Here is a 24,850-nt window from a genome sequence, read left to right on the forward strand (position 1 = left end):
CCGGGTGCGTACGGTCCGTCGGAGCTGTCCAATGGCGGGCAGCACCGGTGAAGGAGGCATGGGATGACTCGTTACGCCGCGCCCGGGTCGGAGGGGGCGCTCGTCTCCTACCAGGGGCGTTACGACCACTTCATCGGCGGGGAGTACGTGCCGCCGGTGCGGGGGCAGTACTTCGAGAACCCGAGTCCGGTGAACGGGCAGCCGTTCACGGAGGTCGCGCGCGGCACGGCGGAGGACGTGGAGAAGGCGCTGGACGCGGCGCACGCGGCGGCGCCCGCGTGGGGGCGGCGGTCGGCGACGGAGCGTTCGGACGTCCTGCTGAGGATCGCCGACCGGATGGAGGCGAACCTGGAGGCGCTGGCGGTCGCGGAGAGCTGGGAGAACGGCAAGCCGGTGCGCGAGACGCTGGCGGCGGACATCCCGCTGGCGATCGACCACTTCCGGTACTTCGCGGGGGCGGTGCGCGCGCAGGAGGGCTCGCTCAGCGAGGTCGACGAGGACACCGTGGCGTACCACTTCCACGAGCCGCTCGGCGTGGTCGCGCAGATCATCCCGTGGAACTTCCCGATCCTGATGGCGACGTGGAAGCTCGCGCCGGCGCTGGCGGCGGGCAACACGGTCGTGATCAAGCCGGCCGAGCAGACGCCCGTGTCGATCCACTACTGGATGTCGCTGATAGCGGACCTGCTGCCGCCGGGTGTCGTGAACATCGTCAACGGCTTCGGCCTGGAGGCGGGCAAGCCGCTCGCGTCGAGCCCGCGCGTGGCGAAGGTCGCGTTCACCGGGGAGACCGCGACCGGGCGGCTGATCATGCAGTACGCGGCACAGAACCTGAAGCCGGTGACGCTGGAGCTGGGCGGGAAGTCGCCGAACATCTTCTTCGACGACGTCTGGGACAAGGACGACGACCTGCGCGACAAGGCCCTCGAAGGGTTCACGATGTTCGCGCTGAACCAGGGCGAGGTGTGCACGTGCCCCTCCCGGGGGCTCATCCAGCGCGGCAACTACCCCGACTTCCTCGCCGCGGCCGTCGCCCGCACCGAGCTGATCAAGCCGGGGCACCCGCTCGACACCGAGACGATGATCGGCGCGCAGGCGTCCAGCGAGCAGCTCGCGAAGATCCTCTCGTACATCGAGATCGGCCAGAAGGAGGGCGCGAAGATCCTCACGGGTGGTGAACGCGCCGAGTACGACGGCGAGTTGAAGGGCGGTTACTACGTCCGCCCGACCATCTTCGAGGGCGACAACCGGATGCGCGTCTTCCAGGAGGAGATCTTCGGACCGGTCGTCTCCGTCGCCGGGTTCGACGACTTCGACGACGCCATCAAGATCGCCAACGACACGCCGTACGGCCTCGGCGCGGGCGTCTGGACCCGCGACGTCAACACGGCGTACCGCGCGGGCCGCGCGATCCAGGCGGGCCGGGTGTGGACCAACTGCTACCACGCGTACCCGGCGCACGCGGCGTTCGGCGGGTACAAGCAGTCGGGGATCGGCCGGGAGACGCACAAGATGATGCTGGAGCACTATCAGCAGACCAAGAACCTCCTGGTGTCGTACTCGCCGAAGAAGCTGGGGTACTTCTAGACGAGTTATTCCGAATGCTGACGGCGTGTCCGGGAACGCAGACAGGGCGTCCAAGATCGTTGTGTGACGAACAACCTGGACGCCCTGCTGACCGCACTGTACGTGAAGATCGACGACGAGATCGGAGGTGGCCGATGGCTGGGCCGTCCGCCCCGGCTGACCGACTCCGAGCTGGTCTGCCTGGCCGTCGGCCAGGCGCTGCTGGGGTTCACGTCGGAGTCCCGCTGGCTGCGGTTCGTAGACTCCCGCCTGGGAGCGATGTTCCCGTACGTGCCGAAGCAGCCGGGCTGGAACAAGCGGCTTCGGGCCGCGTTGCCGCTGGTCAAGCGCACGATACGCCTGCTGGCTGCGGATACGGACTTCTGGTTCGACAACCACTGGATCGTCGATCCCACTCCGGTGGAGTGCGGCCGCTCGCGTCCGACGGTGAAGCGGTCGGACATGGCCGGCTGGGCCGGATACGGATACTGCGCCTCGCACTCCCGGTTCTTCTGGGGCCTGCGGCTGTTCCTGGTCTGCACCCCGGCCGGGATGCCCGTCCTGTGGGCACTGGCGAACCCGAAGGTGGACGAGCGGGAGGTGCTGGCCGCGATGCTGGACCGCGAACCGCACCTGGCCACGGACCGGCCGGGCCTGCTGGTGATCGCGGACAAGGGCTTCGCGTCCAAGGAGTTCGAGGCAGGTCTGGCCTTCCGGGGCGCGGAGCTGCTGCGGCCGTCGTTCAAGCGCGAGAAGAAACGCAAGGGCGAGAACCTCCTCAAGTCGGTGCGGCAGCTGATCGAGTCGGTCAACGACACCCTCAAAGGCCAGCTCGACCTGGAACAGCACGGCGAGCGGACCTTCGAAGGCGTCGCCGTCCGCGTCGCCCGGCGCATCCTCGCGATGGCCGCCGCGATCTGGCACAACCACAAGACCCGCCAGCCGGTCACGCGATCACTGATCGCCTACGACCACTGATCATTCGGAATGACTCGTCTAGGGGCCCGCGACGCCCGACCGGCCGGCCGGTGCGTCCGGCGGGAGGCGGGGTGGCCGCCTCCCGCCGGACGCGTCCCTCAGGCCAGCCGAGTGGTGAGCCGGTCGGCGACTTCGGTCACGTGGGGGTCGTTCAGGATGGTGAAGTGGGTGCCGGGTGACCGCAGGACGTCGATCGTGCCCTCGTAGAGGGAGCCGATCCGTTCGCGTACGCGGTCGGCCGCCTCCGTGTCGGCGCCGGCCTTGAACACGACGGCGTCGCAGGGCACCGGGCGGGGAGCGTGGCGGAGCATCGCGCGGACGTTGCGCTGGAAAGCACGGCGGTAGAGGCGCTGGTCGCCGCCCATGCGCTGGATGTCCGGGCGTCGGCCCAGGGCGGCCTGGGCCTGGTAGCGCAGGCCCTGGGCCAGCAGAGCCGGGAAGGTGTACTGAGGGCGGCCGTGGGTGTCCACGGGATAGCCGTCGATGCCCAGGACGAGGTCGACCACGTGGCCGGCGTCGATCAGCTGGCGTGCCACCTCATGGGCCACCATCGCGCCCACCGACCACCCGCCCACCCGGTAGGGCCCCTCGGGTCGCGCCCGCAGGATCACGTCCACGTGGTGCGCGGCCACGTCCTCGATCCGTGAGCCCGTGAAGTCCTCGCGCATCAGCGGGGACTCGATGCCGTAGCAGGGCTGGTCGTCGCCGAGCCGCTGAGCGAGGGTGCGATAGCAGAGGGAACTGCCGACCGCCGGTGCGGCCAGGAAGAGCGGCGTGCGGGTGCCGGTGCTGCGCAGGGGCATCAGGTCGGGGATCGGCTCCCCCGGTTCCCGCTCCTGCGTCCGCTCCCGCCCGGCCGGCGCCTGCGGCCGGGCGCGGACGGACAGCGCCGGTCCGTCCGTCGCCGCCCGCAGCAGCGCGCGCAGCTCCCCGAACGTCGCCGACTCCGCGAACGCGGTCAACGACAGGGCCACACCGGTGCGTTCCCGCACACGGCTGACGAAGTGCACAGCCATCAGCGAGTCCCCGCCCAGCGCGAAGAAGTCGTCCCCCTCGCCGGTGGCCGGTGTGCCGAGCAGATCCCGCCACACCTCGTCCAGCGCCACCGACGCCGGATCGGTCCAGCGGGCCCCGGTGGCCGAGGGCCGAGGATCCGGCGCCGGGGCCTCGGACGCGGCCTCCCGCACCGCCGGACCGGCGGGCAGGACCGCGGGGCGTACCAGCCGCAGCACCGGCGGCAGCGTCTCGTCGACGGCCAGGGCCGGCAGCGCGGCCAGCGTCGCCGCGTCGAGACGCGGAACCTCCACATGCCGCCAGGCGGCCGAGCCGTCGAGCGGCGGATCGAAGGCACGGCGCCGCTGCTCGGCGAGGGCGCCCTCCACGGTGTCCGGGTCGGGCGTGTCCACGCTGACCAGCAGCGCCCGGGAATCCCCGGTGAACGCGGAGCCGAGCCCGTCCGCCGACGCCGACGGACCCACCACATGGATCAGCGTGTCGCACTCCCCGGCCCGCCGCACCAGCTCCGCCGCGACGCCCGCGACGCCCGTGACGTCCGCGACGCCCGCGACGTCCGTCCCCTGCCCCCCGGCTCCCGCGGCCACCAGCAGCGTATGGTCGGCCGCTCCGTCGCCCGGCAGACAGGTCACCTCGTCGAACCCCCCGTCCCGCAGAGCCGTGAGCCAGCTCTCGCGGTCCAGGTGGACCGAGTCGGTGCGCAGGTCGTCCCGGTAGTCCCACCAGCCCGGTGCCAGCCCCCAGACGAGGTGCTCCCAGCGGCTGGGCGAGGTGATCTCGACGAGGCACAGGGACCCGTCGTCGCTCAGCAGCCGGCGCAGCCGCCGGACGGCATCGCGGACGTCGGGCGCGACGTGCAGCGAGTTGTAGGCGACGACCAGGTCGTACGTCCCCGGTGCCAGCCCCTGTTCGAGCGGGTCACGGGTGACGTCGTAGACGGTGAAGGACATGCCGGCGGCGTCCGCGTAGCGTTCGCGGGCCCGGCGTACGAGCAGCGGGCTCACGTCGGTCACGTGGTACGACACGTGGTCGCGGGCATCCCAGCCGTCCAGCAGACGCTGCGCGAACCCGGCCTCACCGGCGCCCACTTCCAGGATGCTGAGCGGGCGGCGCGCGTCCACGGGCAGCGCCCGGATCGCCTGGACCAGCGAGTCGAGGCAGGCCGCCGAGTCGCCGACGACGATCCGGTTGTCGCCCATGTGTTCGCGCAGGAAGTCGGGCCTGCCGTCCGGGTAGAGGACGGAGAGCGGGGTGCGTGTGCCGGCGAAAACGTCCGGCAGCGCCGCCACGCAGTGCTCCACCAGACGGCGCAGGCCGGAGAGCGGGCCCAGGGTCTCGCCGTCCGCCAGTGCCCGGGACACCCGGTCGGCGAAGTCGTCGGTCAGCCGGGGTGTCGGACCCGGTTCGAGCCAGCCCTCGTTCTCCAGGACGCCGAGCAGCATGTCCGTGTACCGGGGCAGCCGCCCCTGCGGGTCGAGGCGTCGGCTCAGCTCGTCGGCACCGACCGGTTCGCCGGGAGAGACGCCGCCCGCCGACAGGAGGAACCGTCCGATCAGGCCGGCGCAGAACCGGTCGAGGGACGCGCCGAGCGCGGGGTGGGCGGACAGCCTGCCGGTGTCGGCCCAGGCCGGTACGGCTTCGAGCCCGGCGGCGACCGAGGGAAGGCGCTCACGCCGGTCGTCGGCGCAGGGCGCCGGAACGAAGGCGCCGATGTCGGCACCGCTCGCCGCGAGGTCACGGACCAGCGCCCGCACACCCGGCACCCCGTCCACACCGATCGCCAGCCGCCCGGCGGCGCCCGCGGACACCGGCGACGGCGTCAACGGCGGCGCCTGGAAGTGCCACCACCGCCCCCCGCGCCAGGCGTACAGCCCGCGGTCGCCCCGCACCCGCGGAGCGCCGCCCGGCACCGGCTCGTCGGCGGGTCCCAGGTCGAGCAGCACCGCGCGCCCGGCGCCGGCCCACGCGGCGAGCGCCCCGGCGTCGGAGCGCACCCTCTCCCCGTCCAGCACCTCGGCGACACCGCGCCCGAGGACCAGCAGCTGCACGGAACGCTCCGCGCAGGCCCGCGCCAGCCGGGTCATCGCCTCCAGCGCACCGGGTTCCTCCTCCGCCGGCAGGACGCCCACGACCGCACCGGCCCGGTCGGGCCCCGCCGGCAGAACGGACAGGGCCGTCTCGGCGTCGTCCCAGCTCGTACGGTGCCGTTCGGCGTCCGGCGCGCACAGGCTCTCCAGGACCGGCCCGGCCTCGCCCGTCTCCCCCACCAGCAGCAGCGCGTCGTACCGCTGCGCCGCCCGCCCCTGCGTCTGCGTCCAGCGTGGCCGGCCCAGCAGCACCGGCCCGTCCTGCTGGAGCGGGGACGCGACCAGCGGCGTACCGGCCCTGCGGCGGCCGGCCGCGGGCAGCTCCCGCGAGTCGAGCGGAACGGGCGGCAGCGCCGTACGCCGGGGCGTTTCGGTGAACAGGTCGGCCCACGCCGGTTCGAGGCCGCGCTCCCACAGCCGTCCGACGGCCCCCAGGACGCTGGCCTCCTCCTGGGCCGCGACGCGCCCGAGGGTGGGGACGGCCGCGCGGTCCCCACCCCAGGCGGGATGCGCGCGCAGGAACCGGCTCATGGTGGTGCCGGGCCCGAGTTCCAGGGCCAGGGCCGAGGGCCCGTCGAGCAGGGTGCCGATGCCCTGGGTGAGCTGGACGGTCGTGCACAGGTGGGCCGCCCAGTAGCCGGGGTCGGCGGCCTGCTCGTCGGTCAGCCAGTCGCCGGTGACGTTGGAGACGACCGGGACGCGCAGGGGGCGGGTGGGGACGCCGGCGAGGACCGCGCGCAGGGTGTCCGCCGCGTCCGCCATGACGGCGGAGTGCGAGGCGAGGGGCGCGCGCAGGACGGTGAACCCGATGCCCTGCCGCTCCAGGTCGGCGGTGAACGCCTCGGCCGCCGCCACCCGCCCGGAGACGATCACGTGTCCGGGCGCGTCGACGGCCACCCCGACCCCGTCGTGCCGCGCGGCGAGTGCGGCGGCCCGCTCCGGGCTCACCGAGACGGCGATCATCCGCCCCTCGGGCGCCTCCCCCATGGCCTGGCCTCGCGCGTGGACGACGGTCAGGGCGTCGCTCAGGTCCCACAGGCCCGCGAGGGTGGCGGCGACGTACTCGCCGCTGCTGTTGCCGAGCAGGGCGGTCGGCCGGATGTCCCAGGCGGCGAGCTGCTCGGCGAGGGCGTGGCCGAGGGCGAGGAGCGCGACCTGCTGGTTGCGGGTGTCGTCGAGCCAGCCGGGGTCGGCGGCGGGGTCGAGGCAGGTGGCGACGTCGATCCCGAACCGGTCGAGGGCCTCCTCGCGGGTCCGGTCGAAGGCCGTGCGGAAGCGGGGCAGCAGGGCGTGTGCGGCCCGTCCGGAACCCGCCCGCAGGACGGACTGGCCCGGCATCGTCATGACGATGCCGGCCTGCCGGGCCGCGTCGGGGCTCTGCGGGGCGCGGACGGCGACGGCGGTGCCGCGCAGCGCGTCCCATCCCTCGGTGGCGTCGGTCACGACGTGCGCCACCCGCACCGGGAAGCGCCGCCGTGCGGTCGCCAGGGTCCACGACGTGTCGTCCAGGCGCGGGGCGTCGGGGGCGGCCAGGCGTTCGGCGAGGCTGTCGCGCAGCCGGTCGAGGCCGGCCTCGGTGGGCGCGGACAGGGGCAGCAGCCGGGGCGCGGCCGGAACCCGCTCCGGCGTACGGCCGGGGGGTGGCGGCGGGCTCTCCAGCACGATGTGCGCGTTCGTCCCGCCGATGCCGAAGGAGCTCACGCCGGCGAACAGGGGACCCTCGCCGGGCCAGGGCCGGGTCTCCCGGCAGACCTGGAAGGGGCTGTCGGCCAGCGCTTCGGCGGGCTCGTCGAAGTGGGCGTTGGGGACGAGGGTGCGGTGGTGCAGCATCAGGGCGGTCTTGATGATCCCGGCGACCCCGGCGGCGGAGCCCGTGTGGCCGATGTTGCTCTTGACCGCGCCGAGCCAGCAGCGCTCGGGGCGGGTGCCGGCGTCCGACGTGTCGGCGAACGCGGCCTTCAGCCCGGCCAGTTCGACCGGGTCGCCGACCGCCGTGCCGGTCCCGTGGGCCTCGACGTAGCTGATGTCGTCCGAGCCGATGCCCGCCTGCTCGTGGGCCAGAGCGATCACCTCGCGCTGGCCGGGCACCGAGGGCGTGGTGTAGCCGATCTTCTCGCTGCCGTCGTTGTTGAGGGCCGACCCGCGCAGCACGGCGACGATCCGGTCGCCGTCGCGCACCGCGTCCGACAGGCGTTTGAGGACGACGATCCCGACGCCGTTGGACGGCACGGTGCCGTCGGCGGCGGCGTCGAACGGGCGGCAGTGGCCGTCCGGTGAGGCGATGCCGCCGCTGCGGTAGCGGTAGCCGCCGGCCGGGGGCAGCCGCAGGGACACCCCGCCGGCCAGCGCCGCGTCGCACTCGTGGCCCAGCAGGCTCTGTACGGCGAGGTGGGTGGCGACCAGGGAGGTCGAGCACGCCGTCTGGACGGTCATCGCCGGTCCGCGCAGCCCCAGTTTGTAGGCGACCCGGGTGGCCAGGAAGTCCTTGTCCCTGGCCAGCATCTCGGTCGCCAGGTCCTCGTCCGTCTCGAAGTCGGCGCGCGGGACGTCGCAGCCGGCGTACACGCCGATCCAGGTGTCGGCGCGCCGGGTGTCGAGGCCGGCGTCCTCCAGCGCGGTGAACGCGGTCTCCAGGAAGACCCGTTGCTGGGGGTCCATGCGCGCGGATTCGCCGGGGCTGTAGCCGAACAGGGACCAGTCGAACAGGTCGCCGCCGGGCAGCACGCCCCGCGCGGGCACGTAGTCGGGGTGGCGCGCGACCTGCTCGGCGACCCCGGCGGCCGTCAGCTCGTCGGTGGTGAACCGGGAGATGCCGTCCGCGCCTTTGCGCAGGTTCTCCCAGAACGCGGACACGTCGGCGGAGCCGGGGTAGCGGCAGGCCATCCCGACGATGGCGACCCGTTCCTCACCGGTCTCGTCGGTCTCGTCCTTGGCGAACGTGTCGCTCATCAGTTCTCCTTGTGGTTCTGTCGGCGCGGGCGGGTGCGGGCCGCGCGGCTGCGGCGGGCGGCGGCCCGGCGGGCCGCGGCGCGTACGCCGTCGTCGGCGGTGCTGCCGCCGCCGGCCAGCGCGGTCGCCATGGAGTGCACCGTGGGGTGCTCGAACAGCCAGTGCATGGGCAGGTCCGGCCTCAGCTCCGCCCGCAGCCGACCGTGCAGGGCGGCGAGGAGCAGGGAGTTGCCGCCGAGGTCGAAGAAGTTGTCGTGGACGCCGACCTGTTCCGTGCGCAGCACCGCGCGCCAGGCGGCGCCGACGCGCTGTTCCAGTTCGGTGCGCGGCAGTTGACGGGGCCCCTCGCCGAGGAGGGCGGTGCGGTCGGGGCGGGGCAGTGCGCCGTAGTCGACCTTGCCGTGGGCCGTACGCGGCAGTTCGGGCAGTTCGAGGATCACGTCGGGGACCATGAACCGGGGCAGCCGGCCGCGCAGTTCGCCGAGGATCAGCGCCGGGTCGAGACGCCGGCCGTCGACGGGTACGGCGTAGCCGACGAGTTCGGCGGCCTCGCCGGGGAAGGCGCGGACGGCGCCGTGCGCGACGTCCGGTGCCCGGCGCAGGTGGTGTTCGATCTCGGCCGGTTCGACGCGCTGTCCGCGCACCTTGACCTGCCGGTCGAGGCGGCCGAGGTAGTCGAGGGTGCCGTCGGGCAGCCAGCGCCCGAGGTCGCCGGTGCGGTAGACGGGCTCGGGGCGTCCGTCGGGGTCGGTGGCCCTGAACGCCCGCGCGGTCAGTTCGGGGTGGCGCCAGTAGCCCGCGGCCAGCGGGGTGCCGCCGATGCAGATCTCCCCGGGGACTCCGGCGGGGCAGCGCTTGCCCTCGGCGTCGAGGACGTACAGCCGCGCGCCGGTCACCGGTACGCCGATCCGGCTCAGCGGCACGGGGGCGTCGACGTCGACCTGGTGGGTGCCGACGAACACGGTGGCCTCGGTGGGGCCGTACGCGTTCAGGATCCGGTAGCCCGGACGGTTCGGGGGCAGGGAGGTGATGGCGGCGCCGCCGACGATCAGCTGGCGCAGCCGGGGCAGTTCGTGCCCCAGCGACCAGATCAGCTCGGCGACGGGGGTGGCCGCCCAGGCGACGCTGACGTGCCGTTCGTCGAGCCAGGTCGCGAAGGAGTCGGGGGTCAGGGGCTGTTCGTACGGCAGGAGCACCGCCCCCGCGGCGAGCGCGGGCCACACCTCGGCCTGCGCCACGTCGAAGCCGACGCTGACCCCGTGGCTGACCCGGTCGTCCGGGCCCAGGCCCAGGAAGTCCTGCTTCCACAGGCACAGCTGAGCGAGCCCGCCATGGGTGACGGCGGCCCCCTTGGGACGGCCCGTGGTGCCGGAGGTGTACAGGACGTAGGCGATGTCGGCGGGGTCCGGCCGGGGGATCTCGGGCGGGCCGGCGCACGCGCGGGCGCGCGTCACGTCCACGTGGGGCACCGGCAGGCGGCCGAGGTCGACGCCGAGCCGCGGGTCGGTGACCACGACTTCGGTGCCGAGGTCGCCGAGGACGTACTCGATCCGGTCCGCCGGGTACGCCGGGTCGATCGGGCAGTAGGCGCAGCCCGCGAGCCAGGCGGCGAGCATCGCCACGACATAGTCGGCGCTCCGGTCGAGCAGCACCGCCACGACGGGGTCCGGGCCGCCCGCGTACGGTTTCAGTTCCTCGGCGAGCGCTCCGGCGCGGGCGAGGAGGTCCGTGTAGGTGAGGGTCGTGGCGTCGGTCTCCAGGGCGGGTGCGTGGGGCCGCTGGGCCAGGTGGCGGGCGAGCAGAGCGGGCACGGTGGTCGGCTCGTGGGGCGCGGGGCCCGACTCGTGGGCCGCGAGGACGGCGCGCTCCTCGTCGTCCATCAGGTCCAGGGTGGCTACGGGGCGGTCGAGCTGGTCGGCGAAGCGGTCCAGGACCCGGGCGAGCAGCCGGGCCAGACGCCGCGCGTCCACCGCGCCGATCCGGTCGCCCCGGTAGCTGAGGGTGCCCTCGATCCGGTCGCCGGTGACGCGGACGCCGAACAGCAGGCCGTACTTGACGGCCTCGCCCGCCTGCGCGGACGGCGGGGCCAGCGGGGTGAGTCCGGCGCCCGCGAACTCCCGGGTCGGCGCGCCGCCGAGGGTGCTGAGGGTGACGTCCAGGTAGGGCGTCCAGCCGGGCCTGCGCGGCGGGTTGAGCCGGTCGACGACCGACTCGAAGGCCACGTCGTGCCGGTCGAGGGTGTCGAGGACGGTCTCCCGCATCCGGTCGAGCAGTCCGCCGAGGGTGAGGCCGTCGGGCAGGCCCGACCGCAGGGCGACCGTGTTCATGCACGGACCGATCACCCGGGCCAGGGACGCGTCGCGGTTGCCGACCGGGGTGCCGATCGTCAGGTCGTCCTGTCCGGTCCAGCGGTGCATGACCGCCGCGAGCGCCGTGGCGACCACCGTGAACCAGCTCGTGCGGTGCCGGGTGCCCACCGCCGTGACCTTGGCCAGCAGGTCCGGGGCGAACGGCAGCGGTACGACGCCGTGCGGCTCGGGCGCGGGCACCGGGCCGAGCGCCGGGTAGGCGGGGGCGCCGGCGAGGCGGCCGGCCCACCATTCGACCAGCTCCCGGCCCTCGGCGCCGGCCGCCTTGGCGCGCTGCGCGTCGATGTACGCGCGGTACTGGACGGCGGGGGGCAGCGCGGGTGCGGTGTGCGCGTCGCTCGGGCGCACCGGCTCCGCGAGCCGGTCCGCGAAGCCGGCCAGCAGCGCGCTCATCTCGTCGGCGATGTGCTGGGCGTCCGTCCTGCGCAGCCGGTCGCCCCGGTAGGACAGCAGGGCGCGCAGGGGGCCGTCGCCGGCGAACAGGGTGAGCGTCAGGGCGAGTTTGGCTTCGTGGGCCCAGAAGTCCTCGGGGAGCAGTTGCCGCAGTTCGGCGTCGCCGAGGGGGGTGCCGGCGGACGGCGCGGCGTTCACGTTGACGCTGACGTCCGCGTACGGCGTCCAGCCGGGCCGCTGCGGCGGGTCGAGGCGTTCGACGAGGGTGTCGAAGGGGACGCCCTGCCCGGCCATCGCGTCGAAGACACTCTCGCGCAGGCCGCTCAGCAGCTCGCCGAGCGTCGTCCCGCCGGTCGTCCGGGAGCGCAGCACCAGGGTGTTGAGGCAGGGTCCGATGGCGTCGGCCGCGCCGGGGCCCTCGCGCAGGGCGACGGGGGTGCCGATGGTCAGGTCGTCCGCCGCCGTCCAGCGGTGCAGTACGGCCGCCAGCGCGGTGGTCACCACGGTGAACCAGGTCGCCCGATGGCTCGACTGGACGGGGCGCAGCCGCTCCAGCAGGTCGGCGGGGAGCCGCAGCGGAACGTAGCCGTTGGGTTCGGCGGGCACGGGCGGGGTGATGTCCGGGTACGCGGGGGCGCCCGCGAGGCGTTCGACGGCCTCCTCGGGAACCGTGCCGTGGGCCGCCCGCCGGCCTGCGAACTCGCGGTACTGGACGGGCGCGGGGAGGGCGGACCCGTCGGATCCGTAGCAGGCGGCCAGCTCGCGCAGCAGCACCGGGACGGACTCGCCGTCGAAGGCCAGGTGGTGCACGCACAGGGCGAGGACCTGCTCGTCGTCACTGAGCCGGGCGAGGGTGGCACGCAGCATCCGGCCCGAGGCCGGGTCGAAGGGCTGGGCGGTCTCCCGGCGGATCCACTCCGTGGCCCACCGCTCGGCGCCCTCGGGGCCGTACGCGGTGGCGTCCTCGGCGGCCACCTGCGGCGCCCACGGTTCGCCGACCACTTGGTGGACCTGCCCGAGGTGCTCCACGAACCGGGTGCGCAGGATCTCGTGGCGGGAGACCACCAGGGCCAGCGCGTCGGCGAGCGCCTGGCGTCGCAGTGTGCCCTTCACCCGCCACACCAGGTGCACCTGGTAGAGCCCGGAGTCGCCGCCGCGCTCCGCGAGCCAGGCCCGCCGCTGGAAGTCGGAAGCGGGCTCGGCGCCCGGCGGCAGGGCGGCGACAGCCCCTGCGGCGGTCTCACGGCGGGAGTCCACCCGGTCGGCGAGGTCCTGGAGCGCGGGGTACTCGAAGATCTCCCGCAGTTTCAGCGTCACGCCGAACCGCTCGCTCACCCGGCCGACCAGCCGGGTCGCCATCAGGGAGTGCCCGCCGACCTCGAAGAACGAGGAGGCCGCGGTGAGCGTCTCCACGTTCAGCAGCTCGCGCCAGATCCCGGCGAGTTCGCTCGCGGTGGTGGTCAGCTCGACCGCCTGCCCGGCCGCGCCGTCCAGCGGTGTGCCGAGCCCGGCCAGGGCGGCGGTGTCCACCTTGCCGTTGACCGTCAGCGGGAAGCGCGGCACGGACCTGAACGCGGCCGGCAGCATGTACTCCGGCAGCCGCTCGGCGAGATGCCCGCGCAGCTCGGAGGAGACGGCCCCCTCCTCGGCGAGCCGCACGTACGCCACCAGCCGGCCCTCGCTGCCGCCCTCCAGCAGGACGGCGGCCTCGGCGACCGCCGGATGCGTGGCGAGCGCGGTCTCGATCTCGCCGGGCTCGACACGGTAGCCCCGCAGCTTGATCTGCGCGTCGGCGCGCCCGACGAACTCCACGGTGCCGTCCGGCAGATGGCGTGCCAGGTCCCCGCTGCGAAACAGCCGGCCGCCGCCGAACGGGTCGAGCACGAACCGCTCGGCGTTCAGCTCGGGCCGCTTCAGATAGCCGGGCGTGACCCCGTCACCGCCGATGTACAGCTCTCCCACCGCGCCGACGGGCAGCAGCCGCCGCCCGGTGTGCCGGTCCAGGACGCGCAGGCTGCCGGTGGGCAGCGGGACGCCGACGTTGCTCACGTCGCCGGCGATGTCCTGCTCGGTCAGCCGGTGGACGGTGGCGTGCACGGTGATCTCGGTGATGCCGTACATGTTGACCAACTCGGCCCGCGGGTGGCTTCGGTGCCAGTCGGCGAGTGTCCCCGGCTGGAGCTTCTCCCCGCCGAAGACGACGTACCGCAGGTGCGGGAGGGTCACGGACCGCTCGCGGCCGTGCCGGACGAACTCCGCGAACGCGCTGGGGGTCTGGTTCAGGACGGTGACGCCCTCGCGCCGTACGACGTCCGTGAAGCGGCTGACGTCCCGGGCGGCGTCCTTGCCGATCACGACGAGCCGGCCGCCGTGGGCGAGGCAGCCGAAGACCTCCCACACCGAGAAGTCGAAGGCGTAGGAGTGGAAGAAGCTCCACACGTCGTCCGGTCCGAAGGCGAACGGGAAGCGGTCGTTGGTCAGCAGCCGGACCACGTTGCGGTGGGTGATCGGCACGCCCTTGGGGCGGCCCGTGGTGCCGGAGGTGTAGATGACGTAGGCGGTGTCGCCGGGCGTCGTGTCCGGCGGCCGGGGGGCGGCGGGCTGGGCGCCGACGCGCAGCAGTTCGGCCAGGTCGAGGACCTCGGCGCCGTGGGCCAGGGAGCGGGCCTTGGCGCGGGCGGCGGGCTCGTTCACGATGATCAGGCGGGTCCCGGAGTCCTCGACGATCAGCTCCGTGCGGGCCGCCGGGGCGCCGGGGTCCAGCGGCAGGTAGGCGGCGCCCGAGGCGAGGACGCCCAGCATGGCACGGACCTGGTCGGCTCCCCGGTCCAGGAAGAGGGCGACGAACTCGCCGGGCCGTACGCCCCTGACGGCCAGGGCGCGGGCGATCGCGTCGGCGTCGGCGGTCAGCTCGCCGTACGTCAGGTGCCGGTCCCCGTCGGTGACGGCCACGGCGTCGGGGCGGGCCTCGGCCGCCTCGCGGATCAGGGCGTGCAGGGTGGTGTCGGGGTAGCGGGCGGCCGTGTCGTTCCAGCGCTCCAGCTGGGTGCGGCGTTCGTCCACGGTGAGGGGTTCGAGGTCGTCCACCGGCTGGGCGGGGTCGGCCGTCACCTGTTCCAGGAGCCGGGTGAGGTGTGTGGCCAGGGCTGTCAGCTGCCACTCGTCGAAGTACAGGGCGTTGTAGAGCAGGCGGGCGGTGTGGCCTTCGGGGCCGGACTCCACGAAGAGGTGCAGGTCGTACTTGCCCTCGCCGGTGACCAGTTCGGCGGGGCCGGCGTGCGGGGCGCGGGGGCGGTACTGGAAGAGGACGTCGAAGAGGGCGGTGCGGCTCATGTCCTTGCCGGGGGCGACATCCAGGACGACGTCCTCGAAGAGAGCCGTGCCATGGGCGCGGGCCTCGCTCAGGCGGGTGGCGACCTCGCCGGTCCAGGTGTGGAAGGGGCGGTTCGGCGGGACGTCGAGACGCAGGGGCAGGAGGTTCGTCAGGGGGCCGACCGTCGTGCGGTCCGCTTCGCCGCGCAGGTCGTGGGTGAGACCGACGACCAGGTCGCGCTGGCCGGAGTACCAACTGAGGGTGGCGGTGAAGGCGGCCAGGAGGAGGGCCTCCGCGCTGGTCCGCCCGCCGGGGAAGGAGGCCAGCCGCTCCTCGGCGGGCAGGGCCACGGGGACAGACCGCTCCTCGTAGACGTGGACGGCGGCGCGGGGGCGGGCCAGCGGCAGGGCCAGGGGTTCGGCCGTCTGCCGGAGGCGGTCGGCGAGGAACGCCTGGTCGCGGCGGGCGCGTTCGGGGTCGCGGCGCTGGTGCCAGGAGCGGTGGCCGGCGCCGGACCGGGGGGTGGCCACGGCTGCGGCCGACCCCGCGAGGAGTTCACCGATGAGCAGGTCGAGGGAGGTGCGGTCGACGACCGCCTGGTGGCCGACGAGGGCGAGCAGGGCGCCGGTCCCGTCGGTCTGTACGGCGATCCTCAGGGCCGGGCCCGCGCTGAGGTCGAAGGGGCGGCTCACCCAGGCCGGCAGCTCGCCGGGGGTGAGGTGGTCGACCGTCACCGGGGCCGGTGCGGCGATCCGCTGCACGAATCCGTCCGGGGTCTGGACGAGCCGGGCGCGCAGGACCTCGTGCCGGGCGAACAAGGCGGTCGCCAGAGCGTCGAGGCGGGCCGGGTCGGGGGGCTCGGGCAGCCGGTGGACGGCCGCCTGGTTGTGGTAGACGGGCGGGTGGGGGTAGACGGTGCCGTTCTCGAAGGTGTCGATGAACGCCATGCGCTCCTGGTGGGGGGTGGCCCGGACCGTGGTGGTGGCCTCGGGGTCGCGGGGGTCTGCCGCCTCCCTTCGGTAGAAGTGCTCCAGGTCGTCGAGGAAGGGCTGTTCGGAACCGGCGTCCCACACCAGGTGGTGGACGCACAGCGAGAGGACCTGCTCGTCGTCGGCCACCCGGATCAGCGACGCGGTGAGGGGCCTGCCCGCGGCGAGGTCGAAGGAGTGGGCGGCGTCCTCCTCCAGCAGTGCGGCCAGCCGGCGGGATCTGTCCTCCTCGGCGAGAGCGCGCAGGTCCTCCTGGCGGAGTTCGGGTGTCCACGGCTCCCCGACCGCCTGGCGGAGCACGCCCGCGGCGTCGAGGAAGCGGGTGCGCAGGATCTCGTGCCGCTCCACCACGTCCCCGAGGGCGCGGGCCAGCGCGCCGGCGTCCAGCGCGGGGCGGATCCGCCAGGCCAGGGGGACGTTGTAGAGGCCGGTGCCGGGTTCGAGACGTTCGGCGAACCAGATGCGCTCCTGGAACCCGGCGGCCGGGAGGAGTCCGGTCGCCGGAGGGGGCAGGCCGGGGCCGGTGGTGCTGATGTCCTGGTCGATGCTCACTGGGCGTCCCCTTCGGTGGAGCCGGAGTGGGTGGGCGCGTAGGTGTCGTGGAGGACGCCCGGCGGCCGGGAGGGATCCGTCAGGCGGGCGGCGACGGCCGCGTGGTCCGGTTCCTCGCCGTTCTCCGCGTGGCGGGCCGCCGTCCAGGCGTCGGTGACGCGGCGGCGGGCGTCGGTGCAGAAGACGTCGGCGAGGTCGCGCGCCGAGGTGTCGCCGTCCTGGGCGAGGGCCGCCGCGCGGGCGAGGACGACGGCCATCGTCAGGATCTCGTTGACGATCCGGTTGACGGAGATGACGATCCGCTCGCGCGCGAGCAGTTCCTCGCTGGTCGCGTGCTGTTCGCGCAGCCGCAGCAGGAACCTCGCCAGTTCCTTGGCCTGCACCGTGGCGTACCGGGCGTGCTCGGCGCAGCGGTCGTCCAGCCGGTCGGTGTCCAGGCCGGTCAGGTCCGCCGGAGCGTCGAGGTCGTCCGCGACCCGCGGCTCGGGGTAGTAGGTGGGCAGGATGGTCCGGCCCGCCCAGAAGTCGAGCTGGAAGTCCACGCCGCCGGAGATCCGCAGCCCCCGCGCGTCGCGTACGGCGCGCTCCAGCGGTACCGCCGCCGCGCCCCGGCGCCCCTTGCTCGGGCCGGTCTCGAAGCCCTCGGCGGCCAGCAGCGACATGGTCCGGTCCAGGACCCGCCAGGCGGCGAGCGAGCTGATGTTCTTGACGGCGAGCTGCTCGAACGCCGTGTTGACCGGGCCGTCCGGTCCCGGGCGCAGCATCGTCCAGCTGGTGAGGGTGTCGACGGCGAAGGTGTCGGCGGCGGTCGCGGCCAGCAGCCGCTGGATCTCGTCGTACCCCGCGAGCGGCCGGCCGTCGACCGACCGGCGGGCGGCGAAGTCGCGGGACCAGGCGGTGCCGAGCCGGGCGAAGGCGAGGGAGGGGGCGGCGATCAGGTAGTTGCGGCCGAGCAGGGTGGCCAGGGTCGAGGTGGGTGTCATCCGACCCGAGTAGGCGGGTTCGGTGAGCATCTGGGCGCGGGGGACGCGCATCCCGTCGAAGGTGAAGCCGCCGTTGGGGAACCCCTTGAGGCCCATGAACTCGTGCTCCGCGTGCACGGTCAGGCCGGGCGTGTCCGTGTCGACGAAGAACAGCCGCCGCGCCTCGGTGCCGTCGTCCTGCGTGACGGTCGCCGAGATGATCACGACGTCGGCGACGGGCGCGTTGCCCACGAAGACCTTCTCGCCGGTGATCAGGAAGGCGTCGCCGTCGTCCACGGGAACGGCGACCGTCCGGCGGGAGGTGTTCGCGGCGCCCTGCGGCTCGGTGTCCGCCGTGCACGACAGCGAGCCTCGGGCGACCCGGTCGCGGACGAAGTCCCGCAGCGGGCCCTCCGGGAGGTGCGGCAGGTACGCGCTGATGCCGATGGCGTTGTCGATCGCGAGGATCAGCGCGACCGCCAGCGAACGGCCCGCCACCTCGTCGATCACGCGGAAGATGTTGCGAGGGCTGAGCCCCCGGCCGCCGACCGCCGGGTCCGCGCCGAGCTTGGCCAGGCCGCGCTCCCGTATCTCCTTCAGGAAGCCGGGCGGCAGTTCACGCGTGGCGTCCAGGTCGTCGGGGTCGATCCACTCGGCCATGAACCGCGTGATCTCCGTCAGCGCCCGGTCGCCGTCGGCCCGGTCCGCCGCGTCCTGGACAGGGAACGGGTCGAGCAGGTCCCAGCGGAGTTTTCCGGCGTACAGCTCTTCCAGAAAACTCGGCCTGTCAGGGTTGCTGAGCAGATTCCGCCCGGATGTCATGACCTTCTCCTATGTCAGGGTCCATGGAATTCGGATTCTTCAAGAAAGGACGATCTCCGGGAACGATGCCGCAGGCCGCGGGTGTGAGCAATGGAAGATTTCGCAGTCCACGGGGCGGAATTGGAAGATCTACCAGTGCACCGTGGAACCGATTCCGTTTTTTTCCAGTCCCCGGCGGATCCCCTGGCGGCGGATGCGAACACGCTTTTATCGTCGGGTCCGGTCGGATTCCTGAAAAAGAGCGAGGTGTATTCCGCAGTGAGTATTGACGAGGCGATCGGCGCGACCCGGGCGCTCACACCGGTGGAAGGTGAGCTGATCAAGGTCTGGCAGGAACTGCTCGGCGTGGACGACCTGGGTCCTGACGAGGACTTCTTCTCCCGGGGCGGGCATTCGCTGCTCGCCATCCGGTCGATGATCCGGCTCAAGGAGCGCCTGGGCATCGACGTGCCGTATCCGGTGATCGCCGCCCACCCGACCCCCAGGGAGCTGGCGGCCTGGATCGACGAGCACCGCGCGGACGCCGGCCGCTCCCCCGCCGCGCCCGCCGGCCCGAGCCGCTGGGACCGCGGCCGGCCCGCCCCGCTGTCGCCGGCGCAGGAGCAGATCTGGATCCTCCAGCAGCTTCATCCGGACAGCTCCAGCTACCACTTCCAGGCGCGTCTGGACTTCGACGGCGACCTGGCCACCGACGCCCTCGGGGCGGCACTGAACGCCGTCATGCAGCGGCACGAGGTCTTCCGCACCTCGGTCCGGCTCGACGCCGACGGCACCCCGGTGCAGTTGGTCCACCCCTACGAACCGTACGACCTGCCCGTCACCGACCTGAGCGGCCTGGAGGGCGCCGCACGCCAGGCCGCGCTGGACACACTGACCGCCGAGATCCTGGCGGCGGCATTCGACCTGGAGCACCCGCCGCTGGTGCGCTGGCACCTGATCCGGCTCGGCGCCACCGAGCACGTCCTGATGATCGTCGAGCACCATCTGATCCACGACGGCTGGTCCTTCAACGTGTTCCTCGGCGAACTCGCCGAGAACTACCGGCACGTGACCGCCGGCCGGGCCCCGCGGACCGACGCGGGCGACATCGACTTCGTCGACCTCGCCGTCTGGCAGCGCGAACGCCTCGACTCCGGTGACCGTGAGCGTCAGCTCGCGTACTGGTCCGAGCGGTTCGCCACCCCACCCGCCCCGCTCGACCTGCCCCTCGACCGGCCCCGGCCCCAGGTGCCGAGCTTCAGGGGCCGGGCGCTGCGCATCCCGCTGGACGCGGAACTCGGCGCGGGACTGCGCTCGTTCGCACGGGAGCAGGGTGTCTCGCTCTACCTCACCCTCTTCTCCGGCTGGCTGGCCGAGCTGAACCGCCTGACGGGCCAGCGCGACCTGTGCGTGGGCAGCTCCCTCGCCAACCGCGTCCTGCCCGAGACCCAGCAGATGATCGGGATGCTGGTCAACAACCTCCCGATGCGGGTGGACGTCGATCCCGGGCGGCCGATCACCGACGTGCTGCGCGCGGCCCGCCGCACCGTGGTCGAGGCGCAGGCCCACCCGGACGTGCCCTTCCACCAGATCCTCGCCGCCTCGCAACGCCGCCGCGACGTCTCGCGCAACGCCTTCTTCCAGGTCAGCTTCGGATTCCACGACGCCCCGCTGCCCTCCCTCGCGATGCCCGGCGTACGGATGGCGGTGACCGAGGGCATCTCGAACGGGTCGGCGAAGTTCGACATGAACATCATCGTGGTCCCCCGTCTCGAACAGGGCCTCGGGGCCGGGCACGGCGAGCACGGCGAGTCGATCACGCTCATCTGGGAGTACGCGACCGACCTGTTCGACGAAGCGACCGTCGAACGGCTCGCGGCCTCGTACCAGGACACCCTGCGCTGGATCGTCCAGCACCCCGACACCCCCCTTGAGGAGTTCGCCATGACCGCCCCCGCCGTGCCCGAGAACATCGAGGACGTCATCGCCGAGATCTGGAGCGACCTGCTCGGGCAGCCGGTCTCGGGCCCCGACGCCGACTTCCTCGAACTCGGCGGCCACTCGATGCTCGCCATCCGCACCGCGGCCCGGCTCGGGGAACGCCTCGGGGTGCGGGTGGCCGCGCTGGAGGTGCTGCGGCACCCGACGGTGGGCGAACTGGCGGCCCACATCCAGCGGTCGGGCGCCGACGCGGAAGCCACGCGCTGATGCGGGCCGGGAAGTTCGCCGGGCCCGCCCACCAGGACTTCCGGCGGCTGTGGGCCGGCCAGACCGTCAGCCAGCTCGGCAGCCAGATCACCCCGGTCGTGCTGCCGCTGCTGGCCATCGGCGAACTGCACGCGGACAACTCCGGCGTCGCCGGACTGGTGACCGCCCAGTTCCTGCCGTTCCTGCTGCTCGGTCTGCCCGCAGGAGTGTGGGTGGACCGGCTCGCCCGCCGCGCGGTGCTCATCGTCTGCGACATCGGCCGCGCCCTGGTCCTGGCCACCGTGCCGGTCGCGTTCCTCCTGGACGCCGTCTCGCTGCCGCTGCTGTACGCGGTGGCCTGTCTGCACGGCGCGCTGACCGTGTTCTTCGACGTCGCCTATCAGACGTACCTGCCCGAGATCGTCGAGCGGGACCGGCTCGCGGACGCCAACGGGAAGCTGGAGCTGAGCCGCTCCGGGGCGCAGATCGCCGGGCCGGGGCTCGCCGGTCTGCTGGTCTCCTGGCTGCGGGCGCCCCTGGTGCTGGTCGTCGACGTCGTCTCCTACCTGCTGTCCGCCTTCTTCCTGTGGCGCATCGAGAGCAGGCCGGCCGCGCCGCCGCCCGCGCCCACCGAGCGCCGCCTGTTCAAGGAGGTCACGACCGCGCTGCGCTGGATCTTCCGGCACCGCACGCTCGCACCGCTCGTGGCCTGCCTGGCGCTGCTCAACTTCTTCTCCGGCGGCATCATGTACGCCCTGCTCATCCCGTACGCCGTACGGGAGCTGGAGATGTCCGCCGGGACAGCGGGGCTGCTGCTCGGGCTGAGCAACATCGGGTTCGTGGCGGGCGCGCTCGTCGCGGGCCGGCTCGGCAAGCGGTTCGGTGTCAAGCGGACCCTGATCGGTGCCGTCGCGGCGAACGTGGGCGGCATGGCGCTGCTGCCGCTGGCTCCGGGCACCCAGCCGGAGGCCGTCTTCCTGGCAGGCATGACCATCGCCTGGTTCGGAGCCGTCGTCTTCAACATCCACCAGGTGACGCTCCGCCAGACGATCACACCCCAGGAGCTGCTCGGCCGGGTCAACGCCTCGATCCGGTTCGTGATCTGGGGCGTGATCCCGCTCGGCGCGACCACCGGCGGCTTCCTGGCCGCGCGCACCGGACTGCACACCACGTTCTGGATCGCGGCGGTCGGCGGCACGCTCGGCCTCGTGGTCCTCGTCGTGGCCGTGCTGGCGGGCCGCCCGTTCTCGCCCGACGCCGACCCCGACCCCGACACCGGCTCCCCAGCCGTTCCCGCCTCCGACCCCGATGCCGACGAAAGGCACATCCCGGCATGACCATCCAGAGCCTCGTCCACCGGCACGCCCTCGCCACCCCCGACCACCTCGCGGTGTCCGGCCCCGACGGCACCCTCACCTACCGGCAGCTCGACGCGGCGGCGGAAGCGGTCGCGGCCCGGCTGCGCGCCCTGCCCGACGCGAGCGACGTCGTCTTCGTCGACCTCGCCCCGTCCGTACGCCGTGTCGCCGCCCTGCTGGGCGTGCTGCGCTCCGGACGCGCGTACGCCGTCTCCGACCCGGGCTGGCCCCGGGAGGTGCACGCGGAGATGACCGAGCTGCTCGCCGTCCGCCTCACGGTGACCGACGCGGCCGACGAGCCCGGGGCCTGGTCCCCGCCGTCCCTCGCGGAGCTGCTCGCCGCACCGGACGCGCCCGCCCCGGCGCCGGGCGACGACAACGCCCCGGCCTGTCTGCTGTTCACCTCCGGCACCACGGGCACCCCCAAGGCAGTGCTCTGCCCGCACCGGGGCGTGATCCGGATGTTCCACCCCGAGCCGCTGATCGGCTTCGCCGACCGTCCCGTCGTCCCACAACTCGCCCAGCTGCAATGGGACATGGGCAACTACGAGATGTGGGGCGCCCTGCTCAGCGGCGGCACCGTCCTGGTCACCGACACGCCCTACATCACGCCCGACACGCTGACCCTGATGGTCAAAGAGCACGGCGCGGACAACCTGTTCCTCACCACCGCGCTGTTCAACCTGCTGGTGGACGAGGGCATCGGCTGCTTCTCCGGCTTCGCCCAGGTGATGACCGGCGGCGAGCGCGTCTCGGTGCCGCACTTCGACCGCTTCCTGGACGAGCACCCGGACATCCGGCTCGTGGTCGCCTACGGGCCGGTCGAGAACAGCATGCTGACGACCGTGCACACCGCCCGCCGCCACGACCTGGACGACCCCCACGGCATTCCCGTCGGCGTCACGGTCCCCGGCACCGAGATCTTCGTCCTCGACGGCGACGGCAAGCAGTGCCCGGCGGGCGAGGCGGGCGAGCTCTACACCGGGGGCGCGGGCGTCGCGCTGGGTTACGTGGGCCGCCCCGAGCTGGTCGCCGAGCGCTTCGTCGACCTGGAGGTCGACGGCGCGGTGCGCCGGCTGTACCGCACCGGCGACAAGTGCCTCATGGGCGACGACGGTCTGCTGCGGTTCGTCGGGCGGACCGACCGGCAGGTCAAGATCCGGGGCCAGCGCATCGAACTCGACGGTGTCGAGGCCGCCCTCAGCCGGCTGCCGGGAGTCCGCACGGTGGCCGTCCGGGTGCTGCGGGACCGGTTCGACAGCGTCGTCGGCCTCACGGCGTACTACGTGGCGGACAGCGAGTCCCCGGCGGACGCGCAGGCCCTGCGCCGCACGGCGCTCGCCACGTTGCCGGCCAACCACGTGCCGACACGCTTCGTCCCGGTCGAGTCGATGCCGATGACGGCGCGGGGCAAGGTCGACTACAAAGCGCTGGAGACGGTGTGACCGAGGCAGGGAGAACCGGCCGCTGGGTGCGGCGGCCCGTTCCCCGGCCCCGGGCCAGGGGCCGGCTGGTGTGCTTCCCGTGTGCGGGCTCCGGGGCCATGATGTACCGGCCCTGGCAGCGGCTGCTCCCCGACGACCTGGAACTGTGCCTGGTGCAGCCGCCGGGGCGGGAGGACCGGGCCGGGGAACCCGCCCTGACCCGGGCCTCGGACGTCGTCGACGGGATGCTGCCCGAGGTGCGCGGCCTCCTGGACCTGCCGACGCTGTTCTTCGGGCACAGCATGGGCGCCCTCCTCGCGCACACGCTCACGCTGCGCCTGCGCGCGGAGGGGCTCGCCGGCCCCCGGCACCTGTTCGTCTCCGCCCGCCCGGCACCCCACCTCCCGCACCGGGGTCCGGCCCGCCACCTGCTCGGCGACCAGGACCTCACCGAGGTGCTGCGCGCCCTGGGCGGCATGCCCGAGGAGGCGTTCGCGCTCCCCGAGCTGATGGGGATGATGCTGCCGCTGGTCAGGGCCGACTTCACGCTCTCCGAGACGCACCGGCAGCCGCCCGGCACCCGCCCGCTGGAGACCCCGGTCACCGCTCTCGGCGGTCTCGGCGACCCCTTCGTCCCGACGGACGACCTGTACGCCTGGCGGGAGGCGACCGACGGCCGCTTCGCCGCCCACCTCTTCCAGGGCGGTCACTTCTACCTCCACGACGTCCTGGAGGAAGTCGTCCGCATCGTCCTGGCGGAACACGAGTCGACCGCCCTCACCCACACCGGGAACCCTCAGTGACCACAACGGCATTCCCCCGCATCGAGCTGAAACCCGCCTCCCGCCCCCTGCCCGCCGCCGAACGCGCCGCGCTGATGGCCTCCCCCGGCTTCGGCCGCCACTTCACCGACCACATGGTGACGGTCCGCTGGAGCCGGGGACGCGGCTGGTACGACGCCGAACTCGTCCCCTTCGCCCCGCTGTCCCTGTCTCCCGCCAACATGACCCTGCACTACGCGCAGACGATCTTCGAAGGGCTCAAGGCGTTCCGCCAGCCCGACGGATCGGCGGCGGTGTTCCGCCCGGAGCGCAACGCCCGCCGGTTCCGGGAGTCCGCCCGCAGGCTCGCCATGCCGGAGCTGCCCGAGGACCTGTTCCTCGCCGCGCTCGACGCCCTGGTCGCGCAGGAGGACGCCTGGGTGCCCGAGGGCCGGGAGACCTCCCTCTACCTGCGCCCGTTCATGATCGCGACCGAGGCGGGCCTCGGCATCAGGCCCGCCGATGAATACCTGTTCGTCCTGATCGCCTCACCGGCGGGCGCGTACTTCCCCGAGGGCATCAGACCGCTGTCGGTCTGGCTCTGCGAGGACTACGTCCGCGCCGCCCCCGGCGGCACCGGCGCCGCCAAGTGCGGCGGCAACTACGCCGCCTCCCTCGTCGCCCAGGCCCAGGCCGCCGAGCAGGGCTGCGACCAGGTGGTCTGGCTGGACGCGATCGAGCGCCGCTGGATCGAGGAGATGGGCGGCATGAACCTCTACTTCGTGTACGGCGACCGCATCGTCACCCCGGAGCTGAGCGGTTCCCTGCTGCCCGGCGTCACCCGCGGCTCGCTCCTCCAGGTCGCCGCCGACCTCGGGTACGAGGCCCGCGAGAGCCGGGTCGGCGCGGCGGACTGGCGCCAGGGCTGCGCGGACGGCAGCCTCACCGAGGTCTTCGCCTGCGGGACCGCCGCCGTCATCACCCCGGTCGGCACGGTCCGCTCCACGAGCGGCGACTGGACGGTCGGCGACGGCGGCGCGGGCCCGGTGACCATGCGCCTGCGCGAGGCCCTGCTGGACATCCAGACGGGCCGCACCCCCGACACCCACGGCTGGATGCGCCGCCTCGGCGCCTGACAGCTTCGCCC

The 24,850-nt window shown here is 73.5% G+C and carries 10 protein-coding genes; 7 read left to right on the forward strand and 3 right to left on the reverse strand.

What is annotated here, in order from left to right:
- Window positions 1–63: 63 nt before the first annotated feature.
- Both exaC and ACQCO7_RS06225 read left to right on the forward strand, forming a co-directional pair.
- Window positions 64–1,587 (forward strand): acetaldehyde dehydrogenase ExaC, encoded by a 1,524-nt coding sequence (gene exaC / locus ACQCO7_RS06220; protein WP_464070875.1) that lies wholly within the window; start codon window positions 64–66, stop codon window positions 1,585–1,587.
- Window positions 1,588–1,650: 63 nt separating this feature from the next.
- Entirely contained in the window at window positions 1,651–2,544 is an 894-nt protein-coding gene (locus tag ACQCO7_RS06225) for an IS982 family transposase (protein WP_464070876.1), read from the forward strand.
- A gap of 98 nt (window positions 2,545–2,642) precedes the next feature.
- Here ACQCO7_RS06225 and ACQCO7_RS06230 read toward each other — a convergent pair whose 3' ends face one another.
- From ACQCO7_RS06230 to ACQCO7_RS06240, 3 genes are read right to left on the reverse strand one after another with little or no spacing between them, the layout of a single operon-like run.
- Window positions 2,643–8,594: a type I polyketide synthase gene (locus ACQCO7_RS06230; RefSeq protein WP_464070877.1), complete on the reverse strand. Its 5,952-nt coding sequence runs from the start codon at window positions 8,592–8,594 to the stop codon at window positions 2,643–2,645.
- On the reverse strand, window positions 8,594–16,210 hold the full coding sequence (locus ACQCO7_RS06235) for an amino acid adenylation domain-containing protein (RefSeq protein WP_464070878.1): 7,617 nt from the start codon (window positions 16,208–16,210) through the stop codon (window positions 8,594–8,596). Before ACQCO7_RS06235 ends, ACQCO7_RS06230 begins: the two co-directional genes overlap by 1 nt.
- Window positions 16,207–17,994 carry an acyl-CoA dehydrogenase family protein gene (locus ACQCO7_RS06240; RefSeq protein ID WP_464070879.1) on the reverse strand — a complete coding sequence of 596 codons (1,788 nt, stop codon included), beginning with the start codon at window positions 17,992–17,994 and terminating at the stop codon, window positions 16,207–16,209. Before ACQCO7_RS06240 ends, ACQCO7_RS06235 begins: the two co-directional genes overlap by 4 nt.
- A 258-nt stretch (window positions 17,995–18,252) precedes the next feature.
- On the opposite strand from ACQCO7_RS06240, the gene ACQCO7_RS06245 reads away from it, so the two are divergent.
- From ACQCO7_RS06245 to ACQCO7_RS06265, 5 genes are read left to right on the forward strand one after another with little or no spacing between them, the layout of a single operon-like run.
- Window positions 18,253–20,181, forward strand: a complete 1,929-nt coding sequence (locus ACQCO7_RS06245) for a condensation domain-containing protein (protein ID WP_464070880.1) — start codon at window positions 18,253–18,255, stop codon at window positions 20,179–20,181.
- Entirely contained in the window at window positions 20,181–21,497 is a 1,317-nt protein-coding gene (locus ACQCO7_RS06250; RefSeq protein ID WP_464070881.1) for an MFS transporter, read from the forward strand. The genes ACQCO7_RS06245 and ACQCO7_RS06250 overlap by 1 nt, the downstream gene beginning before the upstream one ends.
- A complete protein-coding gene (locus ACQCO7_RS06255) occupies window positions 21,494–22,963 on the forward strand; it encodes an AMP-binding protein (protein WP_464070882.1) in 1,470 nt (489 codons plus the stop codon). The genes ACQCO7_RS06250 and ACQCO7_RS06255 overlap by 4 nt, the downstream gene beginning before the upstream one ends.
- The gene (locus ACQCO7_RS06260; RefSeq protein WP_464070883.1) at window positions 22,960–23,745 is read left to right on the forward strand and encodes a thioesterase II family protein; all 786 of its coding nucleotides are present in this window, start codon (window positions 22,960–22,962) and stop codon (window positions 23,743–23,745) included. Before ACQCO7_RS06255 ends, ACQCO7_RS06260 begins: the two co-directional genes overlap by 4 nt.
- Window positions 23,742–24,839, forward strand: coding sequence for a branched-chain amino acid aminotransferase (locus tag ACQCO7_RS06265; protein WP_464070884.1), 1,098 nt, complete (start codon window positions 23,742–23,744; stop codon window positions 24,837–24,839). Before ACQCO7_RS06260 ends, ACQCO7_RS06265 begins: the two co-directional genes overlap by 4 nt.
- The last annotated feature ends 11 nt before the right edge of the window (window positions 24,840–24,850 follow it).

Source organism: Streptomyces saintjeani, assembly GCF_055409605.1.